General features: G+C 58.1%; 22 protein-coding genes. 12 read left to right on the forward strand and 10 right to left on the reverse strand.

The window, feature by feature from the left end; genetic code table 11:
- Nucleotides 1-118: 118 nt before the first annotated feature.
- The 7 genes from sixA to AU182_RS12470 form a co-directional block, all read right to left on the reverse strand.
- Nucleotides 119-577 carry a phosphohistidine phosphatase SixA gene (gene sixA, locus AU182_RS12440; RefSeq protein ID WP_082859420.1) on the reverse strand — a complete coding sequence of 153 codons (459 nt, stop codon included), beginning with the start codon at nucleotides 575-577 and terminating at the stop codon, nucleotides 119-121.
- Between the two features lie 46 nt (nucleotides 578-623).
- A complete protein-coding gene (locus AU182_RS12445) occupies nucleotides 624-1,223 on the reverse strand; it encodes a DUF4389 domain-containing protein (RefSeq protein ID WP_066965645.1) in 600 nt (199 codons plus the stop codon).
- Between the two features lie 69 nt (nucleotides 1,224-1,292).
- Entirely contained in the window at nucleotides 1,293-1,571 is a 279-nt protein-coding gene (locus AU182_RS12450; RefSeq protein ID WP_066965648.1) for a DUF4389 domain-containing protein, read from the reverse strand.
- The gene (locus AU182_RS12455; protein ID WP_066965651.1) at nucleotides 1,568-2,638 is read right to left on the reverse strand and encodes an NAD(P)H-dependent glycerol-3-phosphate dehydrogenase; all 1,071 of its coding nucleotides are present in this window, start codon (nucleotides 2,636-2,638) and stop codon (nucleotides 1,568-1,570) included. The genes AU182_RS12450 and AU182_RS12455 overlap by 4 nt, the downstream gene beginning before the upstream one ends.
- A gap of 270 nt (nucleotides 2,639-2,908) precedes the next feature.
- Nucleotides 2,909-4,825 (reverse strand): molecular chaperone HtpG, encoded by a 1,917-nt coding sequence (gene htpG / locus AU182_RS12460; RefSeq protein ID WP_066965653.1) that lies wholly within the window; start codon nucleotides 4,823-4,825, stop codon nucleotides 2,909-2,911.
- Nucleotides 4,826-4,958: 133 nt separating this feature from the next.
- A complete protein-coding gene (locus AU182_RS12465) occupies nucleotides 4,959-6,131 on the reverse strand; it encodes a serine hydrolase (protein ID WP_066968077.1) in 1,173 nt (390 codons plus the stop codon).
- 436 nt (nucleotides 6,132-6,567) lie between these two features.
- Nucleotides 6,568-7,170 carry a peroxiredoxin gene (locus tag AU182_RS12470; protein ID WP_066965656.1) on the reverse strand — a complete coding sequence of 201 codons (603 nt, stop codon included), beginning with the start codon at nucleotides 7,168-7,170 and terminating at the stop codon, nucleotides 6,568-6,570.
- Nucleotides 7,171-7,553: 383 nt separating this feature from the next.
- On the opposite strand from AU182_RS12470, the gene AU182_RS12475 reads away from it, so the two are divergent.
- Nucleotides 7,554-7,766 carry a bacterioferritin-associated ferredoxin gene (locus tag AU182_RS12475; protein ID WP_066965659.1) on the forward strand — a complete coding sequence of 71 codons (213 nt, stop codon included), beginning with the start codon at nucleotides 7,554-7,556 and terminating at the stop codon, nucleotides 7,764-7,766.
- 218 nt (nucleotides 7,767-7,984) lie between these two features.
- Nucleotides 7,985-9,319: a DUF2254 domain-containing protein gene (locus AU182_RS12480; RefSeq protein ID WP_066965662.1), complete on the forward strand. Its 1,335-nt coding sequence runs from the start codon at nucleotides 7,985-7,987 to the stop codon at nucleotides 9,317-9,319.
- A gap of 124 nt (nucleotides 9,320-9,443) precedes the next feature.
- Here the strand turns inward: AU182_RS12480 and AU182_RS12485 are convergent, their stop codons facing one another.
- Nucleotides 9,444-9,656: a hypothetical protein gene (locus AU182_RS12485; RefSeq protein ID WP_066965665.1), complete on the reverse strand. Its 213-nt coding sequence runs from the start codon at nucleotides 9,654-9,656 to the stop codon at nucleotides 9,444-9,446.
- 44 nt (nucleotides 9,657-9,700) lie between these two features.
- On the opposite strand from AU182_RS12485, the gene bfr reads away from it, so the two are divergent.
- A complete protein-coding gene (gene bfr / locus AU182_RS12490; RefSeq protein WP_066965668.1) occupies nucleotides 9,701-10,183 on the forward strand; it encodes a bacterioferritin in 483 nt (160 codons plus the stop codon).
- 70 nt (nucleotides 10,184-10,253) lie between these two features.
- On the opposite strand, the gene grxD is transcribed toward bfr, so the two are convergent.
- Nucleotides 10,254-10,598: a Grx4 family monothiol glutaredoxin gene (gene grxD, locus AU182_RS12495; protein ID WP_066965671.1), complete on the reverse strand. Its 345-nt coding sequence runs from the start codon at nucleotides 10,596-10,598 to the stop codon at nucleotides 10,254-10,256.
- Between the two features lie 286 nt (nucleotides 10,599-10,884).
- Between grxD and AU182_RS12500 the strand changes: the two genes are divergently transcribed.
- The 6 genes from AU182_RS12500 (at nucleotide 10,885) to AU182_RS12520 (ending at nucleotide 19,984) form a co-directional block, all read left to right on the forward strand.
- Nucleotides 10,885-12,072 (forward strand): acetylornithine transaminase, encoded by a 1,188-nt coding sequence (locus AU182_RS12500; protein ID WP_227718244.1) that lies wholly within the window; start codon nucleotides 10,885-10,887, stop codon nucleotides 12,070-12,072.
- Nucleotides 12,073-12,090: 18 nt separating this feature from the next.
- A complete protein-coding gene (gene argF, locus AU182_RS12505; RefSeq protein ID WP_066965677.1) occupies nucleotides 12,091-13,005 on the forward strand; it encodes an ornithine carbamoyltransferase in 915 nt (304 codons plus the stop codon).
- Between the two features lie 958 nt (nucleotides 13,006-13,963).
- On the forward strand, nucleotides 13,964-16,897 hold the full coding sequence (locus AU182_RS12510) for a ribonucleoside-diphosphate reductase subunit alpha (RefSeq protein WP_066965680.1): 2,934 nt from the start codon (nucleotides 13,964-13,966) through the stop codon (nucleotides 16,895-16,897).
- A 213-nt stretch (nucleotides 16,898-17,110) separates the two neighbouring features.
- Nucleotides 17,111-18,391 (forward strand): ribonucleotide-diphosphate reductase subunit beta, encoded by a 1,281-nt coding sequence (locus AU182_RS12515; RefSeq protein ID WP_066965682.1) that lies wholly within the window; start codon nucleotides 17,111-17,113, stop codon nucleotides 18,389-18,391.
- Between the two features lie 150 nt (nucleotides 18,392-18,541).
- Complete coding sequence (locus AU182_RS16295) at nucleotides 18,542-19,198, forward strand: cold shock domain-containing protein (protein ID WP_082859422.1); 657 nt, start codon at nucleotides 18,542-18,544, stop codon at nucleotides 19,196-19,198.
- 222 nt (nucleotides 19,199-19,420) lie between these two features.
- Nucleotides 19,421-19,984: an NlpC/P60 family protein gene (locus tag AU182_RS12520; protein ID WP_066965685.1), complete on the forward strand. Its 564-nt coding sequence runs from the start codon at nucleotides 19,421-19,423 to the stop codon at nucleotides 19,982-19,984.
- Between the two features lie 45 nt (nucleotides 19,985-20,029).
- On the opposite strand, the gene AU182_RS12525 is transcribed toward AU182_RS12520, so the two are convergent.
- Entirely contained in the window at nucleotides 20,030-21,610 is a 1,581-nt protein-coding gene (locus tag AU182_RS12525) for a BCCT family transporter (protein WP_066965688.1), read from the reverse strand.
- 257 nt (nucleotides 21,611-21,867) lie between these two features.
- Here AU182_RS12525 and AU182_RS12530 point away from each other — a divergent pair, with 257 nt between their 5' ends.
- From AU182_RS12530 to AU182_RS12540, 3 genes are all read left to right on the forward strand, one after another.
- Nucleotides 21,868-22,548, forward strand: a complete 681-nt coding sequence (locus AU182_RS12530) for a zinc metallopeptidase (protein WP_066965697.1) — start codon at nucleotides 21,868-21,870, stop codon at nucleotides 22,546-22,548.
- A 190-nt stretch (nucleotides 22,549-22,738) separates the two neighbouring features.
- The gene (locus AU182_RS12535) at nucleotides 22,739-23,212 is read left to right on the forward strand and encodes a YcxB family protein (RefSeq protein ID WP_066965700.1); all 474 of its coding nucleotides are present in this window, start codon (nucleotides 22,739-22,741) and stop codon (nucleotides 23,210-23,212) included.
- A 126-nt stretch (nucleotides 23,213-23,338) separates the two neighbouring features.
- Complete coding sequence (locus AU182_RS12540) at nucleotides 23,339-25,042, forward strand: thioredoxin domain-containing protein (RefSeq protein WP_082859423.1); 1,704 nt, start codon at nucleotides 23,339-23,341, stop codon at nucleotides 25,040-25,042.
- The last annotated feature ends 45 nt before the right edge of the window (nucleotides 25,043-25,087 follow it).

Below are 25,087 nucleotides of genomic sequence, written 5' to 3' on the forward strand. Positions count from 1 at the left end.
GACAGCGGCCACCTGCCGTCTCAATGGCCACAGGGATCAGAATGGGTGGCCACTCGCTTCGGCACGGGCTACTGAATCAGGACCGCCAAATCAAAACCGTCGAGCCAGAAACGCTGAATCAGGGACGGTGTTGCAGCCATTCCAGCTCTGCGCAGCCCGTGGCCCAGACATCGGACCGCACGCACGCCAGGCTGGCAGTGCCCATCGGGTGCTCATCACCACTACCGCACAGGCCATTGACCAGCCGCCCTACCAGCGGCTGGTGGCTGACCAGCATCAGCGGGAAAACAGACGGGTCCGCCTGCGCTATGGCATCCAGTAGCTGGTCTACCGGTGTGTCACCGGTCAGTAACTCCTGGATCTCTACCGTGAGGCCAAAGGTGTCGGCCACAATTTTGGCGGTCTGACGGGTGCGCACAAAGGGGCTGGCCCAGAGGGTTTTCACCTGTGCCAACTCGGAAGCGCGCTCTTTACAGACCCCCGCCACTTCTGCGCGACCGTCCTCGGTCAGCGCCCGCGTTTCATCGCTCTTGCCAAGGGGCTCAGCATGGCCATGACGCATCACAAACAACAGCACTAGGGTCTCCCGTCAAAACAGTACAGCCGGCTTACCGGGGAATTGATCACTTCTTCTCGCCAGAAGGTTTCGCATCACTTTCGGCGCTTTCGCCACGCTCGGTATTTTCTGCACGCTCGGTGCTCTCGACAGCCTCAGCACTTTGCGCATCGGCGCCCAGCTCGATCACCGTCTCGTCTTCCGGTGTATCAGCCTGCTTCTTGGCGGCGGTCGACGCGCGCTTGCGCGGCTTTTTGGTCTTCGCTTCCGTCGACTTGCCGGTTGCTGCATCTTCTACTTCCGGCTCGGCAACGGCTGTAGGCGCTTCATCGCTGATCACTTCACCATCAATTTCTTCCGCGCTCTCATAAGAGGATAGATCTTCCTCTTCCGATTCGGGCCACTCGGAAAATGGGAAAGGCTTTTCTTCCGAGTTGTAGATCAGGAATTGCAGGGTCTGGTAAATGTAGGAAGCAATCTGATCGCCGAGGCGACGCAAATTATCATTGGCGCTGCCGCTAAAGATAGCGAACAGGAATTGGGCGATAACCACCGCTAGCATGACGAAACCAGCAATTTCCAGAAGCACGGCAAACAGCACCATGTAAATCAGGCGCAGCCACTGGTTTGAGGAGGTCAGGTTCTGTTTCAGTTCTTCGTTGCTCATTGGGCGATCACCAGTCCGTTGTTGGGCACCATAGACAATAAAAGGCCAGCCTGCACCGGCCGGGAGGAATCAGGATTCTGGCCACTCCGCGAACGGGAATGGCTTTTCTTCGCTGTTATAAATCAAAAATTGCAGAATCTGATAGATATAGGAAGCAATCTGGTTACCGAGCTGGCGAAGGTTCTCGTTCGGGCCACCAGAGACGATGGCAAAAAGAAACTGCAGCACGATGAGCGCCAGCATCACCACGCCGGTAACTTCCAGCAGAACCACAAACAACACCATAAACAGCAGCCGCAGCCAGTGATCGGTGGAGGTGAGATTGTGCTTGAGCTGTTCGTTATTCATGGCACGTCCTGATCTGTTGAGGGCTTGGCCGAATAGGCCACGTCAAAGGTCTGCGCGCCAGACATCAGCTCGCGGATCACCGTGGGTATCGGGGTACCTTCAAATAATATGGCGTGAATTGCAGAAACCAAGGGCATGTAGACGCCCAATTCATCGGCTTTTGCCTTTATCAGACGAACGGTATTCACCCCTTCCGCGACCTGCCCGATTTCCGACACCGCCTCGTCGAGCTTTTTGCCCTTGCCCACCAGGTAGCCAACCCGGTAGTTGCGGCTGAGATCGGACGAGCAGGTAAGGATCAGGTCACCGACACCGGCAAGCCCGATAAACGTCATCGGGTCTGCCCCCATGGCCTCGGCAAAACGCATCATTTCCGCCAGCGCACGGGTAATCAGCAAACTGGTGGTGTTTTGCCCCCGGCCCAGTGCCACCGCCATGCCGGTCACGATTGCATAGATATTTTTCAGCGCCCCCGCCAGTTCAACGCCAAATACGTCGTTGCTGGAGTAAACGCGGAATGTTTCCGAGTGCAGCACCTTCTGGATCGTGCTGCACAGGGACTCGTCTTCACTGGCAATCACTGTCGCGGTGTAGTGGGCTGCCACAATTTCCTTGGCAAAGTTGGGGCCGCTCAGCACCCCCACACGCATACCCTCGGTTTCTTCCCGCAAGATATCGCTCATCAGGTGGAACTGGTCGTGCTCGATCCCTTTGGTCAGCGAAATCAGCATGGTATCTGGTGCCAGCATTGGCGCCGCGCGGTGTACCACCTCACGAAATGATTTACTGGGAATGGCCACAAACACAATCTGGCAGCCACTCACCGCCTGCTCCAGATCCGCGGTAATGTTCAACGCCGGATGCAAAGCCACCCCCGGCAGGTAATGCTGGTTTTCGCGCTGGGCCATGCAGGCTGCGGCGCGCTCCGGGTCGCGCATCCACTGGCGGGTATCGTGGCCGTTGCCGGCGACAATATTGGCGATGGCCGTGCCAAAGCTGCCGCCACCGAGAATAGCGATGGCGTATCGGGGTTCCGGGGCGCTCGAAGGTACGTCTTGTGGAGTCATAACACTCTGTAATTTTTGCTGTGCAGCGGGCGATTATACGGAGCCTGGCGGCGAGGCCCAACGCCGCGGCAAGAAATTGCTCATATTTGCCAAGTTAACCGGCACATGTCGTCTTTTACCGACCAATTCGCGCAAAAAAACGGCAAGAATTAATCAAGAAACAATATAGACCAGACTGGAATCTCCGCGGACGCGGCACAGAATGCGGGAAAGAAACTCGGGGTTTGCCGACACGGAAACCGTCGACAAACCCCGCGCAGGCGTGGCTGCTTAGGTATTGAGCTCCAGCAGCAGTGCGTTCAGGCGGCGCACATAGTCCGCCGGATCCGCCAGCTGATTTCCTGCCGCCAGATTGGCCTGATCCATCAGGATATTGGTGAGGTCGGCAAAGCGGTCCTCGTCCTGCTCCTGATCCAGGCGCTGCACCAGCGGGTGGTTGGGGTTGAGCTCAAAAATCGGCTTGGCCTCCGGCAGAGACTGGCCCGCCTGCTCCAGAATACGGCGCATCTGCAGCCCCATATCATTGTCGCTTGCCACCAGACATGCGGGGGAGTCCACCAGGCGCGTGGTCGCGCGGACATCCTCTACACGGGACTCCAGCACATCTTTCACCCGCTCAACCAGCGCGCCGGCCTCTTTCTCGACTTTTTCGCGCTCGGCCTTGTCGTCTTCGTTCTCGGCGTCACCAAGGTCCAGTGCACCTTTGGCCACATCCTGGAACTGCTTGCCATCAAACTCCTGCATATGGCCGACGAACCACTCGTCCACCTGATCGGTCAGCAGCAGTACTTCGATGCCCTTCTTACGGAAAACCTCCAGGTACGGGGAGGACTTGGCGGTAGCGAAGTTGTCCGCGCACACATAGTAGATGTGCTTCTGCCCCTCTTTCATGCGGCCCACATACGCTTCCAGAGACTGATCCTGCTTGGCGTTATCCGTGTGGGTGGTGGAGAAGCGCAGCAGCTTGGCGATCTTCTCTTTATTGGCGAAGTCTTCCGCTGGCCCCTCTTTCATTACGGAACCAAACAGGTCCCAGAACTTCTGGTACTGGTCGGCGTCTTTCTTCGACAGCTTGTCCAGCATATCCAGCACACGCTTGGTCAGTGCGCTCTTGATGGCATCGGTATTCTGGTCTTTCTGCAGAATCTCGCGGGACACGTTCAGCGGCAAGTCGTTGGAGTCCAGCACCCCTTTGACGAAACGCAGGTACAGCGGCAGGAACTGCTCGGCGTCGTCCATGATGAAGGTGCGCTGCACATACAGCTTGAGGCCACGGGCGGCGTCGCGCTGGTACAGGTCAAACGGCGCACGCGCCGGGATGTACAGCAGGCTGGTGTAATCCAGCTTGCCTTCCACACGGTTGTGGCTCCAGGTCAGCGGGTCATCGAAATCGTGGGAGATGTGCTTGTAGAATTCCTGGTACTCCTCGGATTTCACCTCGGAACGCGGGCGGGTCCACAGCGCCTGGGCAGCGTTGACCGCTTCAAATTCCGGCGCTTTGTCTTCTTTACTCTCGTCATCTTCACCAGCCGGCGCAGCCTGCTTCAGCATCTCCACCGGGATGGCGATGTGATCGGAGTACTTCTTGATGATGGAACGCAGGCGCCAGTCGTCGGCGAATTCCTTGGCGTCGTCCTTCAGGTGCAGTACCACGCGAGTGCCCCGGTTCGGCCACTCGACGTTCTCCACGGAGTACTCCGCCTCGCCACTGCACTCCCAGTGCACACCCTGGCTGGCATCGGCGCCGGCACGACGGGTAAATACGTCTACCTTGTCGGCGACAATAAACGCGGAGTAGAAACCGACCCCGAACTGGCCAATCAGGTGCGCATCTTTCTTCTGATCCCCGGTGAGGTTCTGCATAAAGCTGGCAGTACCGGAACGGGCTATGGTGCCGAGATTCTCGATTACCTCGTCGCGGCTCATGCCGATACCGTTATCGCTGATGGTAAGCGTACCGGCGTCTTTATCGAACTCGATGCGGATGCGCAGATCCGGGTCTTCGGCCAGCAGTTCCGGCTTGGAGAGGGCTTCAAAACGCAGCTTGTCCGCGGCGTCGGATGCATTGGAAACCAGCTCGCGCAGGAAAATCTCCTTGTTGGAGTACAGCGAGTGGATCATCAGGTGCAGCAGCTGTTTGGCTTCTGTCTGGAAGCCATGGCTCTCTTTATGCGCCTCAACTGTCATGAATCGGTTCTCCCCTATTAAATCAACGTCAGCAGATCAAACTCAGGAGAGGTGATATTGGGCCGCAGCCGGCCAATTCAAGCGCTGTTTTTCGCGGGAAGGGCTTGCGGAGGAGAGTCAGGGAAGGCAGCGGCTATTTTTTCGCCGCTGCCGCGATGGCTTGCACCAGTTTGCCGTGACCGGTGATATCGGCAATGAAATTACCGGTCAGGTCCGAAATCACGCGCGACTCGGCGTTCATCAGAATAACAATGCCGACCTTGCGCTTCTCGGAATAGGCAATGGCCGCCCGGAATCCGGCCACCCAGCCACCGTGGAAAATGATGCGATCATCACCGACGGTATACAGGCGCCAGCCGAGGCCGTACCCGGCGTGATCTATGTAGTCGCGCCAGATCCGGTGACGCAGGTGACGCCGGGTTTCCACCCGTTCGGTGGTGAGGTCTTCAATCACCGCCGGCGACAGTACATCCGGGAAGTAACCCATTTGCGCCTTCAGCCACTGCCCCATATCGCTGATACTGGCGTTCACACCGGCAGCCGGGGCCGCCAGATAGTATTCCTTTTCCACTTTTACCGGGCGCCAGCCGCGGCCGGTCTGCACATGCGGCGCGGCGCGGTTGCCGGCAGCCATAAAATTCTCCCACCCGAGGGATGCATCTTCCATCTTCAGGGGGGTGAAGAAACGCTCCTTGAGCTGGCGGCCATAGGGCACACCGGTGGCTTTATGGATCACGTCTTCAATCAGGCTGAACAGGACATTCTGATAGCCGTAGCATTTTCCCGGCTTGCAGTGCGGGTCAATGGTGGCAAACATCGGCAGAATCTTGGACAGGGGCCGATTGTCTTCAAGGTAGTTGTCGTAAGCGTTGGGGGTAAGCCCGGAAGAATGGCTCAGCAGGTGCTGCACCTGCAGCTGCATGGACAGCGCCGGGGTTTTGAAGCTCAACTGGGGTACATAGCGCACCACCCGGTCGCCCCAGCTGAACTTCTGCTCATCCTCGAGTACCGCCGCCATACTGGCGGCGAACGTCTTGGAAACGGAAGCCAGGCGGAACACCGTGTGGGTGGTGACTTTTTCACGCTTGCCCTTGACCCGAACGCCATAGGTATTCATGGCCACGGTCTGGTCGTGATCGACGATCACATAGGCGGCACCAGGGATACCGTGCTGCTTCAACAGCTGGCGAAAATAGCGGTCGAACTCTTTGGCGCTCGCCTCAACGCTCTTGTTCACGGCCTTGGCGCCGCCCCGGGCAGGCTTTCCCACGCGTGCGGAATCGGCGACCACCGGAATCGCTGCCACCAGCAACCCCAGCATCAAAAGAGGCAGAAGCGCAGCCCGGAGGCCTCGGTTTGTAATCAAAATGCCCTGGTTCACCGTGAAAACACCATGTGCCGTACTGCAGACCACCCCGACAACTGCCGCCCACCGGGAGCGTCGGCTTTGCCGAATACTTGTTGGGGAACCTGTATTAAGACTAGCAGCCCCAGAAAAAATTCATGGCCATCCGACGATTTCATCGAGCCGGCTGACACCATAACACCGCCACCGTGATCACGTTATCACCTGAGTTGCGAGGCCGTGCACAGAGATCCCCGCGCATTGTAATAAAACCGATACAAACGCGCACTCTGGGCAGGTCTGGACATGCATACACCCCGCTTCCAGGCATAAAAAAACCGCCTTGCGGCGGTTTTCGCGCGGCGGGGGCGAATTCCGCCCCCGACTCAGGCAAGCCTTACAGCTTGTCGGAGTTCTCGCTCAGGTAAGCGGCAACGCCTTCCGGAGAAGCGTTCATGCCCTTGTCGCCTTCCTGCCAGCCAGCCGGGCAAACTTCACCGTGCTCCTGGTGGAACGCCAGTGCGTCTACCATGCGAAGCATTTCGTCTACGTTACGGCCCAGCGGCAGGTCGTTCACTACCTGGTGGCGAACAGTGCCTTCCTCGTCGATCAGGAAGGAACCACGGAAAGCAACGCCGCCTTCAGACTCAACGTCGTAGGCCTGGCAGATTTCGTGCTTGACGTCGGCAACCAGGGTGTACTTCACCTGGCCGATACCACCTTCGTTGACGGAGGTGTTACGCCATGCATTGTGAGAGAACTGGGAGTCAATGGACACACCAATGACTTCAACGCCGCGCTTTTTGAACTCTTCAAAGCGGTGATCGAAAGCGATCAGCTCGGAAGGACATACGAAGGTGAAGTCCAGCGGGTAGAAGAAGATAACCGCTTTCTTGCCTTTAATGGTTTCTGCGAGGTTGAACGCGTCAACGATCTCGCCATTACCCAGTACTGCAGCGGCGGTGAAGTCCGGCGCGGGCTTGCCTACTAATACGGCCATGAGAACCTCCTCAATGAGATAAATGTTTTACTTTAGGGGTGTTCAATTTATAACCAATAGCTATAAATCAACGAAAGCTTGATAGGGGGCCGCTATGATACACAGGCACCTATGGCTGTCCCATTAAATTTTTATATAAACGCGATAGCAGGCGCCTCACAGTCAAACACGCACCGCCTCGCCCCCAAAAACCCGCACCCCACCGCGCAAAAAACCGCAACAGGCACCTTGACTACCCAGTCCCAAATGCACTTCCCGGTCACTTTCCGGCCAACTAGAATAATTAACGAACGGGAGCATAATCTTATTGACACTTATTCTCATTACCAATAAGATCAACATCCGTTTGAAAGTTAAGCTTATTTCCGCCAGGGTCACCAGCGATGTACGTTTGTATCTGTAAAGGCATCACCGACAGCCAGATCAAAGAAGCCGTGTACGATGGCTCCACTTCGGTTAAAGCCCTGCGCCGCCATCTTGGCGTGTCCTCGCAGTGTGGCCGCTGTGCAGAGCTGACTCAGGAAATCATCGACGAAACCATGACCGCCGGCATGATGGCCAACACCAACAGCGCCCTCTTTTACTCCGCAGGCTGAGTTCACCTTTCAGCCGCAATGGGGCACCGGCATTCACGGTGCCCTTAGTTATCTGTGGGTTATCTGTGGGTTACCTGCGGCCCTGCTACCCCCTCCCGCTGTTACCGCCCCATCCCTATACACATCCATCTGGCAAGCTCACCCTGCTGTCCTATCTTTAAGTGCCACGACCGCCGCTAAGTGCCACGGCCGGTCGCCAGTCACTAGAAACGGACGCCATGAAGCATCAGCTCCTGCATATTTCAGAGCGGTTACGCGCCAGCTTCTGGGTAATCCCGGCGATTATGATGGCTGCGGCCATTCTGTTCGCCCAGGGGTGCCTGGCCTTTGATCAAAATCGGGACCTGGATCAACTGCCAGGTATGGGCTGGCTGACACTGCGCGACCCGGACAGCGCCCGCGCGCTGCTTGCCGCCATCGCCAGTTCCACCATCACTGTCGCCGGCACCGTGTTTTCCATTACCACCGTCGCCCTCACTCTCGCCTCCAATCAATTTGGCCCAAGACTGGTACGCAATTTCATCCGCGACCGCGGAACTCAAATATCGCTGGGCATCTTTCTCTCAACTTTCGTTTATGCACTGCTGGCGATGCGCGGCATAGACACCAGTGTGCCCGGTAACCGCCATACACTGACCATCAGCTTCGCCCTGTTGCTCACTCTCGCCTGCATTGCCTACCTGATTTACTTCATCCACAACGTGGCGCAGTCGATCCAGATTGACAACATCACCTTCCAGATAAACAGCGAGTTCCGCTCAGCGCTGGATAGTATCTACCCCCGAGAGCACTGCGTGGATCCGCGCTGCCGCCGCGAGGACCTGAGAAGAATACATCTCGGCGATGATGTCCTGGGTGTGCGTGCGCAAAAAGAGGGGTACGTGCAACGTATCGATCGTCAAAAATTGATCGAGTGGGCGAGCGAACACCAGTGCTGTATCTGGCTGGACATACACCCCGGAACCTTCCTGTATCACTGGGGAAGCATCGCCCGGATTTACAACCCGCCCCGACACATGGACACCCGCGCCATTGCGGATGTCATTCTCAGTGCCATTTCGCTGGGCCCGCAGCCAACCGCAGAGCAGGATGTGATTTTCTCGGTCCGGCAACTGGCACAGATTGCTGTACGGGCGCTATCACCGGGCATCAATGATCCGTTTACCGCCTACACCTGTATCGACCGCCTGATTGACGGAATGGGCATAGTGCTACAGCGCCCCGAACTGCCGAATTGCTTTAGCGATGACGATAAGGTCCTGCGCCTGGTAGCGACGGAACTGGACTTTGCCGATGTGCTGGCTGCGGCGCTGGATGAAATCCGAGAGTATGGTCGCGACAGTGGCGTGGTGATGCGTCACCTGTTGAGCGCATTGAACAAGCTGGCGGAGATCTGTACCCGGGAAGCCGACCGCACGGCCATGCTAACGCTCATTGAGCGACTGGAAGAAGACTGCACCATGGGAATTCAGAACGGCTTCGATACCACAACGGTACAAAAGCAGCTCAATGCCATGCGCAATACACTCAATTCCCGGCCCACCCTCAAATAGCCTGCAGCGAATGACGACCACTGTATACGCACAATTGGGTAGCCGAATGTGCAGCTGGTACCTGCTCCAGCCAAAACAATCTAAACGGCAATCATTCTCGTTGTAGTTCTCTGCCTTTTTCCCGTTAATTTTCCCGCTTTTTTCTCGCACGTTCGCCGACATTCCGCGCTTGACTTGTCCATTTCCCCAACGCAAACTCCACACAATCTTGCGTTGCTGACTCTACAATTCTGGAAGTATCTGCAAAGGTATCCGTGAAGACATCCACAACGGTGTCCGCCGGAAATTCCCGCAGCTTTCGATTAAAAATTTTCAGCGCCAACGGTTTTTGACCCATACATTTCCGCACAGGACACAGCCAAGCGGCTCAAGGAGAACACCATGAAAGGCGATCCCAAAGTCATCGAACATTTGAATAAGGCACTGGGAAACGAGCTGATTGCCATCAACCAGTATTTTCTGCACTCCCGTATGTTCAAAGACTGGGGGCTGAAAGAGCTGGCCGATAAGGAATACCACGAGTCCATCGACGAAATGAAGCACGCCGATTGGCTGATCGAGCGGATTCTGTTTCTCGAGGGCATTCCCAATCTGCAACACCTCGGCAAGCTGCTGATCGGTGAAAATACCGAAGAAATGCTCAAGTGCGACCTGAAGCTCGAGCAAAAAGCCATTCCCGATCTGCGCGACGGCATCGCCTACTGCGAATCTGTGCGTGACTACGGTAGCCGCGAGCTGCTGGAAAAAATCCTGGACTCAGAAGAAGAGCACGTAGACTGGCTGGAAACCCAGCTGAGCCTGATCGACAAGGTCGGCCTGCAGAACTACCTGCAAACCCAGATGGCCAGCGCCTCGGAAGAGTAAGCCCCGCAAAATCCGGGCATAAAAAAACCGCGGCTAGTGCCGCGGTTTTTTTGTGGGCGGAAAACGTCGATTACTGAGCGTCACCCGCGCCCTCTTCGGCACCCTTGGCCGCTTCTTCAATCAGGGTCTTCAGCTCGCCATTTTCATACATTTCCATAATGATGTCGCAGCCGCCGATCAGCTCCTGCTTTATCCATAACTGCGGGAAAGTCGGCCAGTTGGCGTACTTCGGCAGCTCCGCACGGATATCCGGATTCGCCAGAATGTCCACATAGGCAAAGCGTTGGCCACAGGCCATGATCGCCTGGGATGCACGCATGGAAAAACCGCACTGGGGGGCGTTAGGGCTGCCTTTCATATAAAGCAGGATGTCATTGTCGGCAATCTGCTTTTTGATGTTTTCCAGAGTATCCATAGTGGAAGCAAACCTCGGGTTGGGGAATTTCCGGCACCGGCACCCGGCACCAATCCAGCTTGAAAGCGCGCATTGTACCCGATTCCCGAGTGAGCGCACGCCCTTGCCTACCCCCGCCCCGCTACGATGCTCTCTTAAGGTGCTCTCTCCAGATGCACCCTGGTGGTGCCGCCACAAGGCTGTGCTAGTATTGCCGGCTTTCCGGAGAAATTGCGGACAGAGTACGCCTGAGGCGTATTTTCTGCGGCCTCTCCTTTTTCGGCCCACTCACACAGGAGATCGCACAGTGGCCAGTCCCGCGTTGATGCATAACTACGGTAACAGAACCCTGACCCTGGTCAGAGGTGAAGGCAACTACGTTTGGGACGACAGCGGCCGACGATACCTCGATGCCCTGTCCGGGATTGCTGTGTGCGGCCTCGGCCACTGCCACCCGGCCGTCACCCAGGCGATTCAGGAACAGGCCAATACACTGCTGCACGTGTCCAATTTGTACAACATCCCACCCCAGGAACAGCTCGCTGAAAAGCTCGTGTCCCTGTCCGGTATGGACAACGTGTTTTTCTCCAACTCCGGTGCGGAGGCCAATGAGGCAGCCATCAAGCTGGCGCGCAAGCTCGGCAACGAGCGCGGCCTCGCCTGCCCAAAAATCATCGTGACCGACGGCGCCTTCCACGGCCGAACCCTCGCCACCCTGACGGCCACCGGCAACCCAAAAGTGCAGCAGGGTTTCGCCCCCTTGCCCGAGGGCTTCCTGCGCGTGCCCTATAACGACATCACCGCGATCGAAACCCTGGCGAGCCAGCACGATGACATCGTGGCCATCCTGGTGGAGCCGATCCAGGGGGAAGGCGGCATCCGCATCCCCGATGCGGATTACCTGCCCGGCCTGCGCCGCCTGTGCGACCAGCACAACTGGTTGCTCATGCTGGATGAAATCCAGACGGCCAACGGCCGCAGCGGCAAACTGTTTGCGTATCAGCACCACCCGGGCCTGCTGCCGGATGTGGTGACCACGGCCAAAGGCCTGGGCAACGGCGTCCCCATCGGCGCCTGCCTGGCCCGCGGCAACGCCGCGACCCTGTTTACCGCCGGCGCCCACGGCTCCACCTTCGGCGGCAACCCGCTGGCGTGCCGCGCCGGCCTCGCGGTGCTCGAAACACTGGAAAACGAATGGCTCATCGAACGCGCGGAAAAACTCGGTGCGCAATTGCTGGATCAACTCAAGCGCGAGCTGGCAAACTGTACCCAGGTCAACGAGATCCGCGGGCTTGGCCTGCTGATCGGTATTGAGCTGGATCGCCCCTGCGCAGAACTGGTCGACCAAGCCCGCGCCCAGGGCATGCTGATCAATGTTACCGCCGGCAACGTGGTGCGCCTGCTGCCACCACTGACCCTCACCGACGCCGAGTGCAGCCAGGTCGCGACCACTGTCGCCGCACTGGTACGCGACTTCGCCCAACAGGCCGCCTGATTTACGGAGGATTTACCCATGGCAGTCAGACACTTCCTTACCCTGATGGACCTGAGCAAAGACGAGCTGCGCAACATTGTTGAGCGCGCCATTGAGCTCAAGGCCCTGCGCAACCAGGGCGTAGCCAGCGAACCCTTTCGCAACAAAGTTCTGGGGATGATTTTCGAGAAGTCCTCGACACGCACCCGGGTCTCTTTCGAGGCCGGTATGGCGCAGATGGGCGGCAGCGCACTGTTCCTGTCCCCCCGCGACACCCAGCTGGGCCGCGGCGAACCCATCGAAGACAGCGCGCGGGTGATCTCGCGCATGGTGGACATGGTGATGATCCGTACCTTCGGCCACAACGTGCTCGAGCGCTTTGCGGAGTACAGCAAGGTGCCGGTGATCAACGCCCTGTCCGACAGCTACCACCCCTGCCAGCTACTGGCCGACCTGCAGACCTATGTCGAGCATCGCGGTAGCCCGGAAGGCAAAGTGGTGACCTGGGTAGGCGACGGCAACAACATGTGCCACTCCTACATTAATGCCGCACGCCAGTACGACTTCGAACTGCGCATTGCCTGCCCGGAAGGGTACGACCCGGACGAAAGCATCGTGGCCGCCGCGGGCGACCGCGTGTCGATTTTCCGCAAACCGGAAGACGCAGTACGCGGTTCCGACTGGGTTGCCACCGATGTGTGGGCCTCCATGGGCCAGGAGACCGAACAGCAGATTCGCCTCAAGGCCTTTGAGGGCTTCCTGGTTGACCATGAGCTGATGAGCCACGCCAACAGCGACGCCGTGTTCATGCACTGCCTGCCGGCGCACCGCGGCGAGGAAGTCAGTGGCGAGCTGCTGGAAGACGACAAGATTTCCGTGGTATGGGACGAGGCCGAGAACCGCTTGCACGCGCAAAAGGCCCTGATGGAATTCCTGCAGGACAACAGCAACTGATTGCGCCGTCCACAACTCCAGGCCAGAGGCGCCGGACACACGTCCGGCGCTACTTTGCCGCCCAACATTGACACGCGATATTCGGCAAAGTTGTCCACAACTGGCGCTGCGCAAAAAAAACCCAGCGAAGGCATCAGGCGCCACCTGTCAGAACTGTACAAACTGACCTGGCAGTGCCCCTTTGATCAGTGAATAATCAAGCGCTCTGTGTTATTGCCCCGCTTAATTTGAGACCCGGTTACTATTAAAAAATATTCTTAAAAACACCCGCCTTCAAAACCACCTGGTTATTTTTTATACCCGCCCAGCAGTGACGGGCGCTGCCGGGGAAAAAAATCCACGTCGCCCTGCCTACCCACAAATTATCCACAAGTAACCCCGAAGTTATCCGCCTTGAATTACCCCCTCAATCGCATTATCTTGTTGCTCATTCGAGGTTGAACCCCAACATATAGGGTTTGAGTAGCCCGGAAGGGCTAGCGAAAGTGCTCCCAAACAGGTGTATAACCTGGCCAAGGTGGCGCAGAGCGCAAATTCCAGACCACAACATATTGTGTTCAGCCTCAACCGTACCAACTAGCTGCAACCTGCCCGCAGGCAGGTATCGGGAAAAGTGGATAACGGTGGATAACTCAGCGCGAGGGCTACTCCCGCGTAGTAATCCACCGACCGTGCCACCGGCACCACAACCCGAGCGCAGGGCGGCATCGACGTTCATACGCAGTCTCAAGCAGTACCCCACAAGAGTTACCCGAGCGGAGCCCAGGCTTCGCCGACGCTGCTTGTGCCTGCGACTTGTGCAGACTGCCCAAAGGGCCCGGTGCATCGCCGTATTCAGTAGGTGACGGTAAAGAATGTTCGGCCACAAGCCGGCGTACGCACTATTTGTTACGCAAAAACCAAAGCAAAAACCAAAGCAAGTCGACCAGACACGCGCGCAAACTTTACGGAGAATTTCATGCACACAGAGACAGGGCGCTCCCAGTCTGTGCCCAAGGGCACTACCAAGGAATCGGTAACAGACCAAGCCAGCAGCACCTCTTTGGCTGCCACGGCCCCCGGTCAGGTCCGCGTCATCAAGCGCAATGGCACCGTCGTACCTTACGACGACAGCAAAATCTCCGTGGCCGTAACCAAGGCATTCCTCGCTGTTGAAGGCGGCACTGCCGCAGCGTCCAGCCGTATCCACGAACGCGTGGCCGACCTGGTTTCTCACATCAGTGCGACCTTCAAGCGTCGCATGCCCTCCGGCGGCACCATTCACATCGAAGAAATTCAGGACCAGGTCGAACTGGAACTGATGCGCGCCGGCGAACACAAAATTGCCCGTGACTACGTACTGTACCGCGAAGAGCACGCGCGCCTGCGTGCACAGAAAGAAAAAGAAAAGCCGGCGGCCCAGCCTGCCGCTGCCCACCCGAGCATCCGGGTAAAAATGGAAGACGGTTCTCTGGTACCGCTGGACATGGAGCGCCTGCGCACCATCGTGCAAGAAGCCTGTGAAGGTCTCACCGATGTAGACGGCGAGGTAATCCTGAGCGAAGCCCTGAAAAACCTGTACGACGGCGTTTCCGAAACCGACATCAACACCGCGCTGGTGATTACCGCGCGTACCCTGGTGGAACAGGAGCCCAACTACACCTACGCCACCGCATTCCTGCTGCTGGATAAGCTGCGCGCCGAAGCCCTGCGCTTCCTGGGTGTCGCCGAGTCCGCCACCCAGCAGGAAATGAAAGCCCTGTACAAGCCGGCACTGGCCGCCTACGTGGCCAAAGGTATCGAGCTGGAACTGCTGGATCCGGCACTGGCCAACTTCGACCTGGAAAAACTGGGCGACGCCATCAAGCCCGAGTGCGATCACCAGTTCACCTACCTCGGCCTGCAGACCCTGTACGACCGCTACTTCCTGCACTCCGACGACGTGCGCTTCGAACTGCCGCAGCTGTTCTTCATGCGCGTGTCCATGGGCCTCGCCATCAATGAAGAGAACCCGAACGAGCGCGCCATCGAGTTCTACAACCTGCTGAGCTCTTTCGACTACATGAGCTCCACCCCGACCCTGTTCAACGCCGGCACCCTGCGTCCGCAGCTGTCCTCCTGCTACCTGACCACCGTGCCCGACGACCTGCACGGCATCTACGGTGCCATTCAGGACAACGCCATGCTGTCCAAGTGGGCGGGAGGCCTGGGTAACGACTGGACGCCAGTACGTAGCCTGGGTTCCTACATCAAAGGCACCAACGGCAAATCCCAGGGTGTTGTGCCCTTCCTGAAAGTGGCCAACGACACCGCGGTTGCAGTGAACCAGGGCGGCAAGCGCAAGGGTGCAGTGTGTGCCTACCTGGAAACCTGGCACCTGGATATCGAAGAATTCCTCGAGCTGCGCAAGAACACCGGTGACGACCGTCGCCGTACCCACGACATGAACACCGCCAACTGGGTGCCGGACCTGTTCATGAAGCGTGTGTTCGAAGACAAAGAGTGGACCCTCTTCTCTCCGGCAGACTGCCCGGACCTGCACGACCTGTTCGGCGATGCGTTTGAAGAGCGTTTCACCCACTATGAAAAAATGGCCGCCGAAGGCAAGCTGAAGCTGCACAAGAAAGTGCGCGCGCTGGACCTGTGGCGCAAGATGCTGGGTATGCTGTTTGAAACCGGCCACCCCTGGATCACCTTCAAGGACGCCTGTAACCTGCGCAGCCCGCAGCAGCACGCCGGTGTGGTACACAGCTCCAACCTGTGCACCGAGATCACCCTGAACACCAAGGCGAACGACGAAATCGCAGTCTGTAACCTGGGCTCGGTCAACCTGTCCCAGCACATCGGCGAAGACGGCAAGCTCGACATGGTCAAGCTGGAAGGCACCGTAAAGACCGCCGTGCGCATGCTCGATAACGTCATCGACATCAACTACTACTCCGTGGAAACCGCGCGTCAGTCCAACATGCGCCACCGTCCGGTGGGCCTGGGCCTGATGGGCTTCCAGGACGCGCTGTACAAGGCCGGCATCTCCTACTCCAGCGATGAAGCGGTACAGTTTGCCGACACCACCATGGAAGCGATCAGCTACTACGCCATTTCCACCTCCAGTGATCTGGCGGCCGAGCGCGGTGCCTACACCAGCTACGAGGGTTCCCTGTGGAGCCAGGGCATCCTGCCGATCGACTCCATCGAAATTCTGGCCAAGAACCGCGGCGAGCAGTTCATCGACCAGGACACCAGCAGCACCCTGGATTGGGACGTGGTGCGCAACAAGGTTGCCAGCCAGGGCATGCGTAACTCCAACGTCATGGCCATCGCCCCGACCGCAACCATCGCCAACATTACCGGTGTATCCCAGTCCATCGAGCCCACGTACCAGAACCTGTACGTGAAATCGAACCTGTCCGGCGAATTCACCGTCGTGAACCCCTACCTGGTACACGACCTGAAAGCCCGCGGCCTGTGGGACAAGGTGATGGTCAACGACCTCAAGTACTACGAAGGTTCCGTGCAGAAGATCGACCGCATCCCGGCCGACCTGAAAGCCAAGTACGCCACCGCGTTTGAAGTAGAGCCGCGCTGGATCGTGGACGCCGCCAGCCGCCGCCAGAAGTGGATCGATCAGGCCCAGTCCCTGAACCTCTACATCGCCGGCGCCAACGGCAAGAAGCTGGACCTCACCTACCGCATGGCCTGGTACCGTGGCTTGAAAACCACCTACTACCTGCGTGCACTGGCTGCCACCTCCACGGAGAAATCCACCGTGAACAGCGGCACCCTGAACGCGGTAAGTTCCGGTGGCGCTCCTGCGGCCAGCGCAGCCCCAGCGGCACCGCAAGCCGAGCCCGCACCGGCAGCCGTACCCGCGGCCTGCTCGCTGGACGATCCGGACTGCGAAGCCTGCCAGTAAGCGTCACGCTGTTTTAAAGACTCTCGGGGGAGAGCACCGCGCAACGCCGCGAACCAATCGCGGCAGTGCGCAACCAAGACCATAAGCGCCGCCCCGGCACCGGGCCAACACTCAGTACAAGAGTGAACACCCGGGTCGGGCGCAGGCCGCACACGACACACTTTCGATCGCCTGTGCCGCCACAGGGGTCACCGGAAAAAACAAGGGGAAGTCATGCTGAGCTGGGACGATATCGATTCCAAACCCGAACCCAAAAAAGCCGAACCGCAACCGGTGCCGGGAGCACTGCCCTCCGAGCAGCAGGCAGTCACCGAACCCGGCGCTAACTACCAGGTAGATAGCGCCAGCAGTGCCCCGGCACCGACCGCGGCCCAAAGCCAATCCAGCACCGCCTCCGCGTCTTCCGCGGTAGAAGCCGCGCGCGCCGCAGTGAGCGAGCTGGACCCGGCCCCGGGCCTCGAAGAACTGGAAATGGGCGCCGCCCGTATCCAGGTGGACGAAAAGCGCATCATCAACTGCCGCGCCGACCTGAACCAGCTGGTACCGTTCAAGTACGACTGGGCCTGGCAGAAATACCTCGACGGCTGTGCCAACCACTGGATGCCGCAGGAAGTGAACATGAACAAAGACGTGTCCATGTGGAAAGACCCCAACGGTCTGACCGAGGACGAGCGTCGCATCGTGGAATACTCCCTGGGTTACTTCTCCACCGCCGACTCTCTGGTAGCCAACAACCTGGTGCTGGCCATCTACCGCCACATCACCAACCCGGAATGCCGCCAGTACATCCTGCGTCAGTCCTTTGAAGAAGCCATCCACACCCACGCCTACCAGTACTGTGTAGAGTCCCTGGGCATGGACGAAGGCGAAGTCTTCAACATGTACCGCGAAGTCCCCAGCGTCGCCAAGAAAGCCGCCTGGAGCCTCGCGCACACCGGCTCCATCAGCGACCCCAACTTCAAGACCGGCACCGTAGAAACCGACCAGGAACTGCTGCGCAACCTGATCGCCTTCTATGCCGTCACCGAAGGCATCTTCTTCTACTGTGGCTTCACCCAGATCCTGTCCATGGGCCGCCGCAACAAGATGACCGGCGTTGCCGAGCAGTTCCAGTACATCCTGCGCGATGAGTCCATGCACCTCAATTTTGGTATCGACGTCATCAACCAGATCAAACTGGAAAACCCGCACCTGTGGACCGACGCGTTCCAGCAGGAAGTGACGCAGATGGTTCTGGAAGGTATGGAACTGGAAGTGGCCTACGCCCGCGACACCATGCCCCGCGGCGTACTCGGCATGAATGCCGCGATGATGGAAGAATACCTCCACTTCATCGCCAACCGCCGCCTGAGCCAGCTGGGCCTGAAAGAACAGTTCCCGGGCGCCCAGAACCCCTTCCCCTGGATGTCCGAGATCATGGATCTGCGCAAGGAGAAAAACTTCTTCGAAACACGGGTTATCGAATACCAGACCGGTGGTGCACTGCAGTGGTAACACACTGAATACACATCGACTGTAGATAAGGAATACCTACAAGAAAGAGTCGCTCACAGGATGAGAGGTATTGAAGCGGGCGAAAGCCCGCTTTTTTTATTGGCTGAACCAAAAAAAATTTCAGCTAGAAACCGAACTTAGTGAAATTAAATGAAAGGTAAAATAACTCAATGGGATGACGACCGAGGCTTTGGCTTTATCTCTGTTGCCAATTCAGAAGGTCGCATTTTCTTCCACATTTCCAGTATAAAAACACGAAGTCGCAGACCGGAAATCGGTGACGATGTGGAGTTCAGCCTAAGCAAAGACAAAAATGGAAAGCCAAGAGCTACAGGTATCGCCATCAGTGGCCTCCCCCTTTCCGCCACGGGTCAGAGGAAGTCCAGCAACCTCCAACCACCCAGAAAAAATGCCTTCGATTACCTGCTGATGGTAGTAGCTATTTGCAGTATCAGTTACTCGGGCTACAGCTTTTACTTATCCCACAATATCGCCAAATTTTGGCCATACCTGATCCCAGCTGCAATTTCACTCTTCCTTCTCGGGCGAAATAAAAGGCCACCACACAAAACATTCACCTGCGCAAAATGTAAAACCGTGGAAGAATTTGGCCCGCGAACAATCGCCGCCTGGAACCGGGGTATGACTCGACTATTTTGCGGCGCATGCCACCGAAGCTGGATAAATGAACAACCCAAAGAAAGCGCTCGCCATACCCGAAATGGTAGCGGCTGTCTCGGCATGCTTGTAGTTTTGGCTCTGCCGCCAACCATTTTTGGGATTGCGATTTACCAATACTTGGCTTGAGTCTGATCTCCCAGAATAATTGGGGCCTGAAATAACTGGGGTCAACGTAAAATTTTGACACCACCGTTCACGATGGGTAGAACAGCACGCTCCTCGATATCCATGAAGCTCTGCGGTTCAGCCCATATTCAGCTAGCGCCGATACCATGGTGCCACCCTCAAAACCAAACTCGGCCGTTGCCTCGCGGACGCTGTTTGCTGTACTGGCACCGATGTATCCCAATGAAAAGAAGACTGCTGCTGCCCTACTCCCTCGCGATCCTGACAACCGCCGGCTGCAGCATGGCGCCCTATCAGCATTCGCCAGATGACGCCGCCGACGCCTCGCACAGCCCCGCCAAAGAACGGCTGCGGCCCGCTGAACCACCCACGCCCGAACCCGCGCCCTCACCTGCTGAATTGCTCAAGGCAAGCCTGTACCAGCAGCATCAGGCGTGGAAGGGCATCCCGTATCGACTAGGCGGCATGAGCAGGCGCGGCATCGACTGCTCAGCACTGGTGTACCTCATCTACCGCGACCAAATGGGAATTGAGCTGCCCCGCACCACCCAGTATCAGGCACTGGCCGGCGAGGCCATCAAGCAGGGCCAGCTGCGCCCGGGCGACCTGGTGTTCTTCAGGACGAGCCGCCGGGGCCGGCATGTGGGCATCTATATCGAGGAGGGAAAGTTTCTGCACGCTTCCGTGTCCAAGGGCGTCACTATCTCGCACCTGACGGATTACTACTGGAAAAGTCGCTACTGGCGGGCACGTAGACTGGCGCTCGACACTCACAGCGAGTCCTGATTGCCCGGATCGCGAGTGGTAGCCGACGTAAGATTGTCGGGGGCGTCACTGATTGTTCGCGTTTGTCCTGTTGGCCTGCTCCATGGCGCTTTTCATGGCACTTTCCATAGCCTTTGCCATTGCCAACTCTCTCGCCAGACGCGGCCCGTTCCACAGGCTGGGTAATATGATCAACGACACCGGCACCGCGGTGACCACGATAAATTTTTGCAGCGCACTGACGCCGCCCTCGCCAATACTGATCAGAATCGCCGCGCAACTTCCCATCATAATCCCCCAGAAAATGCGCGTGACTGCCGGAGGATGCTCTTCGCCGGTCATCACCACCGACACACTGTAGGTCATGGAATCTCCGGTGGTGGCCACGAAAATAGTGGTCAGGATCAGGAACAGAATGGACAGCAGGAATCCCCAGGGCAAGGCCTGGGTCGTGGCCAACAACGCCGCCGGCAGGTTCATGCCCTCAAAAGGCCCGGAGATGACCCCCGGGTTCTGAATCTCCAGGTAGATACCGGTACCCCCGACGATGGTGAACCAGAAACAGGTGACCAGTGGTGCCACCAGCGCAATCACAAAGATCAACTCCCGCACCGTGCGGCCCCGGGAGATACGCGCGACGAATAGCGCCATGATCGGGCCATAACCAATAAACCAGCCCCAGAAGAACACCGTCCACCAATCCAGCCACTGGGTGTCTGCGCGGTAGGTGGCCATCGGGAAAAAATTACCAATGTAGGTACCAAGGCCCTCGACAAAGCTGTCCATAATAAATGCGGTCGGGCCCACGATTATGATGAAAGCCATCAGTACGACCGCCAACACTACGTTGAAGCGGCTGAGGATCTGAATACCCCGGTCGACACCGGATACCGCGCTTATGGTGTAAATGGTTACCAGGCCAATAATGACCAGGAGTTGCGTGGTAAAGCCGTCATTGAGACCGAACAATTCGTGCAGCCCGAAACTGACTTGCAACCCGAGGAAGCCGATGGGGCCGACGGTACCGGCCACCACCGCGATCACACAACAGGCATCCACCAGCGCACCGCCCATTCCGTGCAGGATACGCTCACCAAACAACGGATAGAGCAGCGTGCGGGGCTTCAGCGGCAGGCCGCGATCATAGTGCAACACCATAAGGACGATGGCGGTCAGGCAGCCCAGGATCGTCCACGCCAGGAAACCCCAATGCATAAAGCTCTGCGCCATGGCATTGCTGGCCCGCACGGTGGGATCTGGCTGCTCACCAAATAGGGGCGGCGGAGAAAGAAAGTGGGCAATGGGCTCGGCCGCGGCCCAAAAGACGCCACCACCGGCGAGCAGCGTACACATAATGATCGCCACCCACTTGAATGTGGACATTTCCGGGGCGTCCAGATTGCCCAGCCGAACTTCGCCGCTGCGGCTGATTGCTACATACAGTGCAATCAGGAAAGTGCCCAGCATCAGCAACTGCCAGTAGGCGCCGAACAGGGTCGTGGACCATTGAAAGCTGCTTTCCACCCATTGCGCGATAAGATCCAGATCCCACAGCGACAGGCCCACAAAGGCGAGTATCGCCCCACCGCTGATGATCAAGACAGGAAAATCGACCTTGCCGGTGAGCGATTCGAGAAATGAGCGCATGCTAAGGAGTTCCACAGGTTGTGGGTCGTTCGGGCAGGACACACACCGCACAACGTCGCGCTGGCAAAAAGCCCAGATGAGTGGCGGCATAAAACTACAGGCTTCACGCCGGCGTTCGCTACAGCTTAGCAGCGCCAGGCGATCAGCGGTGGTGGCACGCCGTTGCGCTGGAATAATCATTGGGCCCGGGGTAGAGTTTTGACGTCCGACGCAGCGACCTACCCAACCCCGCGACCTATTGAGCACGATCGCCACAGATGCCTTACGTACTGATCACCTTGGCCCTAGTGGCCCTTATCATCGGCCCCCAGCTGTGGGTGCGCTTTGTACTCTGGCGGCACTCCACCGAAATTGGTGATATGCCGGGGTCTGGCGCCGAACTGGCCAAACACCTGATCGAGCGCTACGAACTCGAGGGTGTAAAGGTGATCGAGGCTGGCAAGGACCAGAACTACTACTCGCCGTCGGAGAAAATTGTGGCGCTGAGCCCTGATGTGTACCACGGCAAGTCGGTCACTGCAGTGGCGGTGGCCGCCCATGAAGTGGGCCACGCAATGCAGTTCTGCCGCGAAGAGCCTATCTCCAAACTGCGGGACAAGTACCTGGGCAGGGCCGGACAGATCCAGAAGATCGGCGGGACCCTCCTTATCGCGGCTCCCATCCTTACCCTGCTGATCAAGTCACCAGTTATCTTCCTGTGGATTGGCGTTGTCGCAGTGATTACCATGCTCGCCTCCGCACTCATGTACGTGGCGATACTGCCGGAAGAGTACGATGCGAGCTTCAACAAGGCCCTGCCAATACTCCGTGAGGGCTACCTGCCCGAACACCTCTGGGGCAAAGCCCACAGTGTGCTCAAAGCCTGCGCCCTCACTTATGTGGCCGGTGCCCTGCTGGATGTACTCAGGCTGTGGCGCTGGATACGATTTTTCCGATAAGTTCTGCGGAGCGCTATCTGCCATAAGCACACCGACCAATATCACTACTGCCAACGCATTTTGCGGTGATGGGAATCGCCAACACGACGAGCTTCCCGGCCCACGCAGAGAGGGTCACAACACCCGAGGCAACACATAAATTCTGATTCGATCCCAGCTTTAAAGTTAACCACCCGAACAAGCGATTTCTATGCAACCTTTCAAGACACAATTCACCCTATCCCGGGAATACCTCGCCGAGTGCTTTGACCAGTCTCGGCCCCACGGGAAAGGTGCCAAGCCCAATTACCTGCTTCCAGTTTTATTACTTGCGGCAGGCTCCGGATCACTGATTTTTACCGAGCAGCCCAAAGTTCTGGGCTACCTGCTGGTCGCCCTGGGTATTCTGGAACTGCTGCATATTCGATTCCGGCGGGCGTGGTGGCTGGCACGGCAGATGTTGTCAAGGAGTGCGAATACCGAGGTGACGCTAACCATTAATGAAGAAGGGATTACCACCACGAGCAGCTACTCACAAACAACGCTGTTGTGGGCAGACATCGAGCGCGTGATTGAAACCGATCTGGGACTGATTCTGGTCACCCAATCCGGCGGTCAGCAGTATCTTTCCAAATCATTATTTACCCCCGAGCTGGTCAGCGAGATTGTTGCAAAAAATCAATAGGCACGGGCTATTGATCCAGGCGTTATCTTTCCCGCCACAATACGAGGTACGAGCCACGCTTGGTAGAGACTTACACGGCCATGTGCTAGAACTGCTCGCAGAATAATAACGAGCGGATCTCAATCCATGGACGCACTGAATAATCAACACTACCGCCCTGCCCTCCAGCTATTACCAATATTGTTTGCCGCGCTGCTCAGCGCCTGTAGCCTGGATACGCGGGATGAACCCGGCTCCACATCCACTGCAGGGCAGGAAAATCAGGCAGGTCTACAAGCAGGTCGACAAATAGTCGCGCGCATCGGCGACAGCGCGATCACCCTGCAAGAGGTGGATCAGAAAATTCGCTTGGAGCGGCACGACCTGGCGCTGGCGGAGTACCAGCTACGCTTCAATACGCTCAAATCCATGATCGATGCCCGGCATCCGTCGCAGGCCGCTGCCGCAGATGCGCCCGCGGTGGAGTGGCTGCTACCGCACCCCCAACCTCCCCGACTGAGCCTTGATACCCGCGGCCGCCCCCTGCGTGGTAACCCCGACGCCCCGGTAACCCTCACGGTGTTCTGCTCGTACCAGTCGGTACACTGCGCGGCCACCAATCTGGTGCTGCGGGAATTGCTGGAGCGCTACGCCGGCTGGATTGCGGTGGTGCCGTTTGATTTCCCCATGCACTATCACCGAGAGGGGGCGCAGGCCGCTATCGCGGCGCACTGCGCCAACCAGCAAGGCGCCCCATGGGCCTACGCGGATGGCCTCTACGCAAAGGCAAAGACGCTGGAGGTAACTACCTTCGGCCAGCTGGTATCACAGCTGGGGCTGGCACAAGACGCATTCAACCAATGCCTGGACGAACCCGAGCGCAGCGATCGCGTTACCGCAGATACCGCCCTGGCCCGCTCCCTCGGCCTACAAAGCGTGCCGGTGGTGTTTGTAAACGGGTTGTATACCAAAGGCCCGCGCACCCCGGAGCACTACGCCATGTGGATTGATCAGGAGCTGCAGCGGCTCGGGCACGACCCCGCGAGTGCCCACAAGGATGCCGCCCGCTGGCGACCGTCCGGCGAGCAGATTGCCGAGACCGATTTGCCGCTGCAATTGAGCGGCACCAGTGTTTCCTCGCAACCGGAACACTCAACCGCCCTAATCCGCGTCCGCGAAGCCTCTGCCGGGCGCTTCTCTACCGGCGACCTTGTGATGCCCGAGGTCACCCTGAAGCGGATACACGAGCGCCACGTCATCCTGCAGGTCAACGACCATCTGCAGCGGCTCACCCTGCGCGGGCAGGATGGCAACTACGTGCGGGTACCCATGACCAACAATACCCAGCGGGACGAGGCCACCCTGCGCCGCATCGAGCAACCGGACGGTGAATCCCGCAAGCTGATCCCGCCCTCCGGCGTATTGCCCCTGGGGCAGGCGTGGCTGGAAAAGCAGCTGCAGAACCGCGCCGAACTGGAACGGAAATTCGTTGCCGCGGATCACGTGGTGGATGGACACAACCTGCTGCGGCTGGAGGGCATCGAGAACAGCGAGTTTTTCACCGCACTGGGCTTCGAGGAGGGCGATGTGGTTGTGCGGGTCAACGATACCTGGGTGCACAGCGGCCAGAACCAGCTGTGGGACGCGCTCACCAGTGGCGAGGTGGTCGATGTGACCTATATGCGCAACGGGCTACCGGAGCGGGTGCAATACGTGGTGCAGGAGGAGAGCTATTTCGAGCAGCAGGATAGCGGCAACGAGGGCAGCGGCGAGGAAAGCAAGGGGGAAGGCAACGGAGACAGTGATCAGGAGAGCGATGACAAGGCCGACGAGGATAAAGAATCTGAGTAGAGCCCAGCGGCCGGCGCCTGACACCCGTTAAGCTGGGTAGAAGCC

Source organism: Microbulbifer sp. Q7 (assembly GCF_001639145.1).
In the GTDB taxonomy this organism is placed as follows: domain Bacteria; phylum Pseudomonadota; class Gammaproteobacteria; order Pseudomonadales; family Cellvibrionaceae; genus Microbulbifer.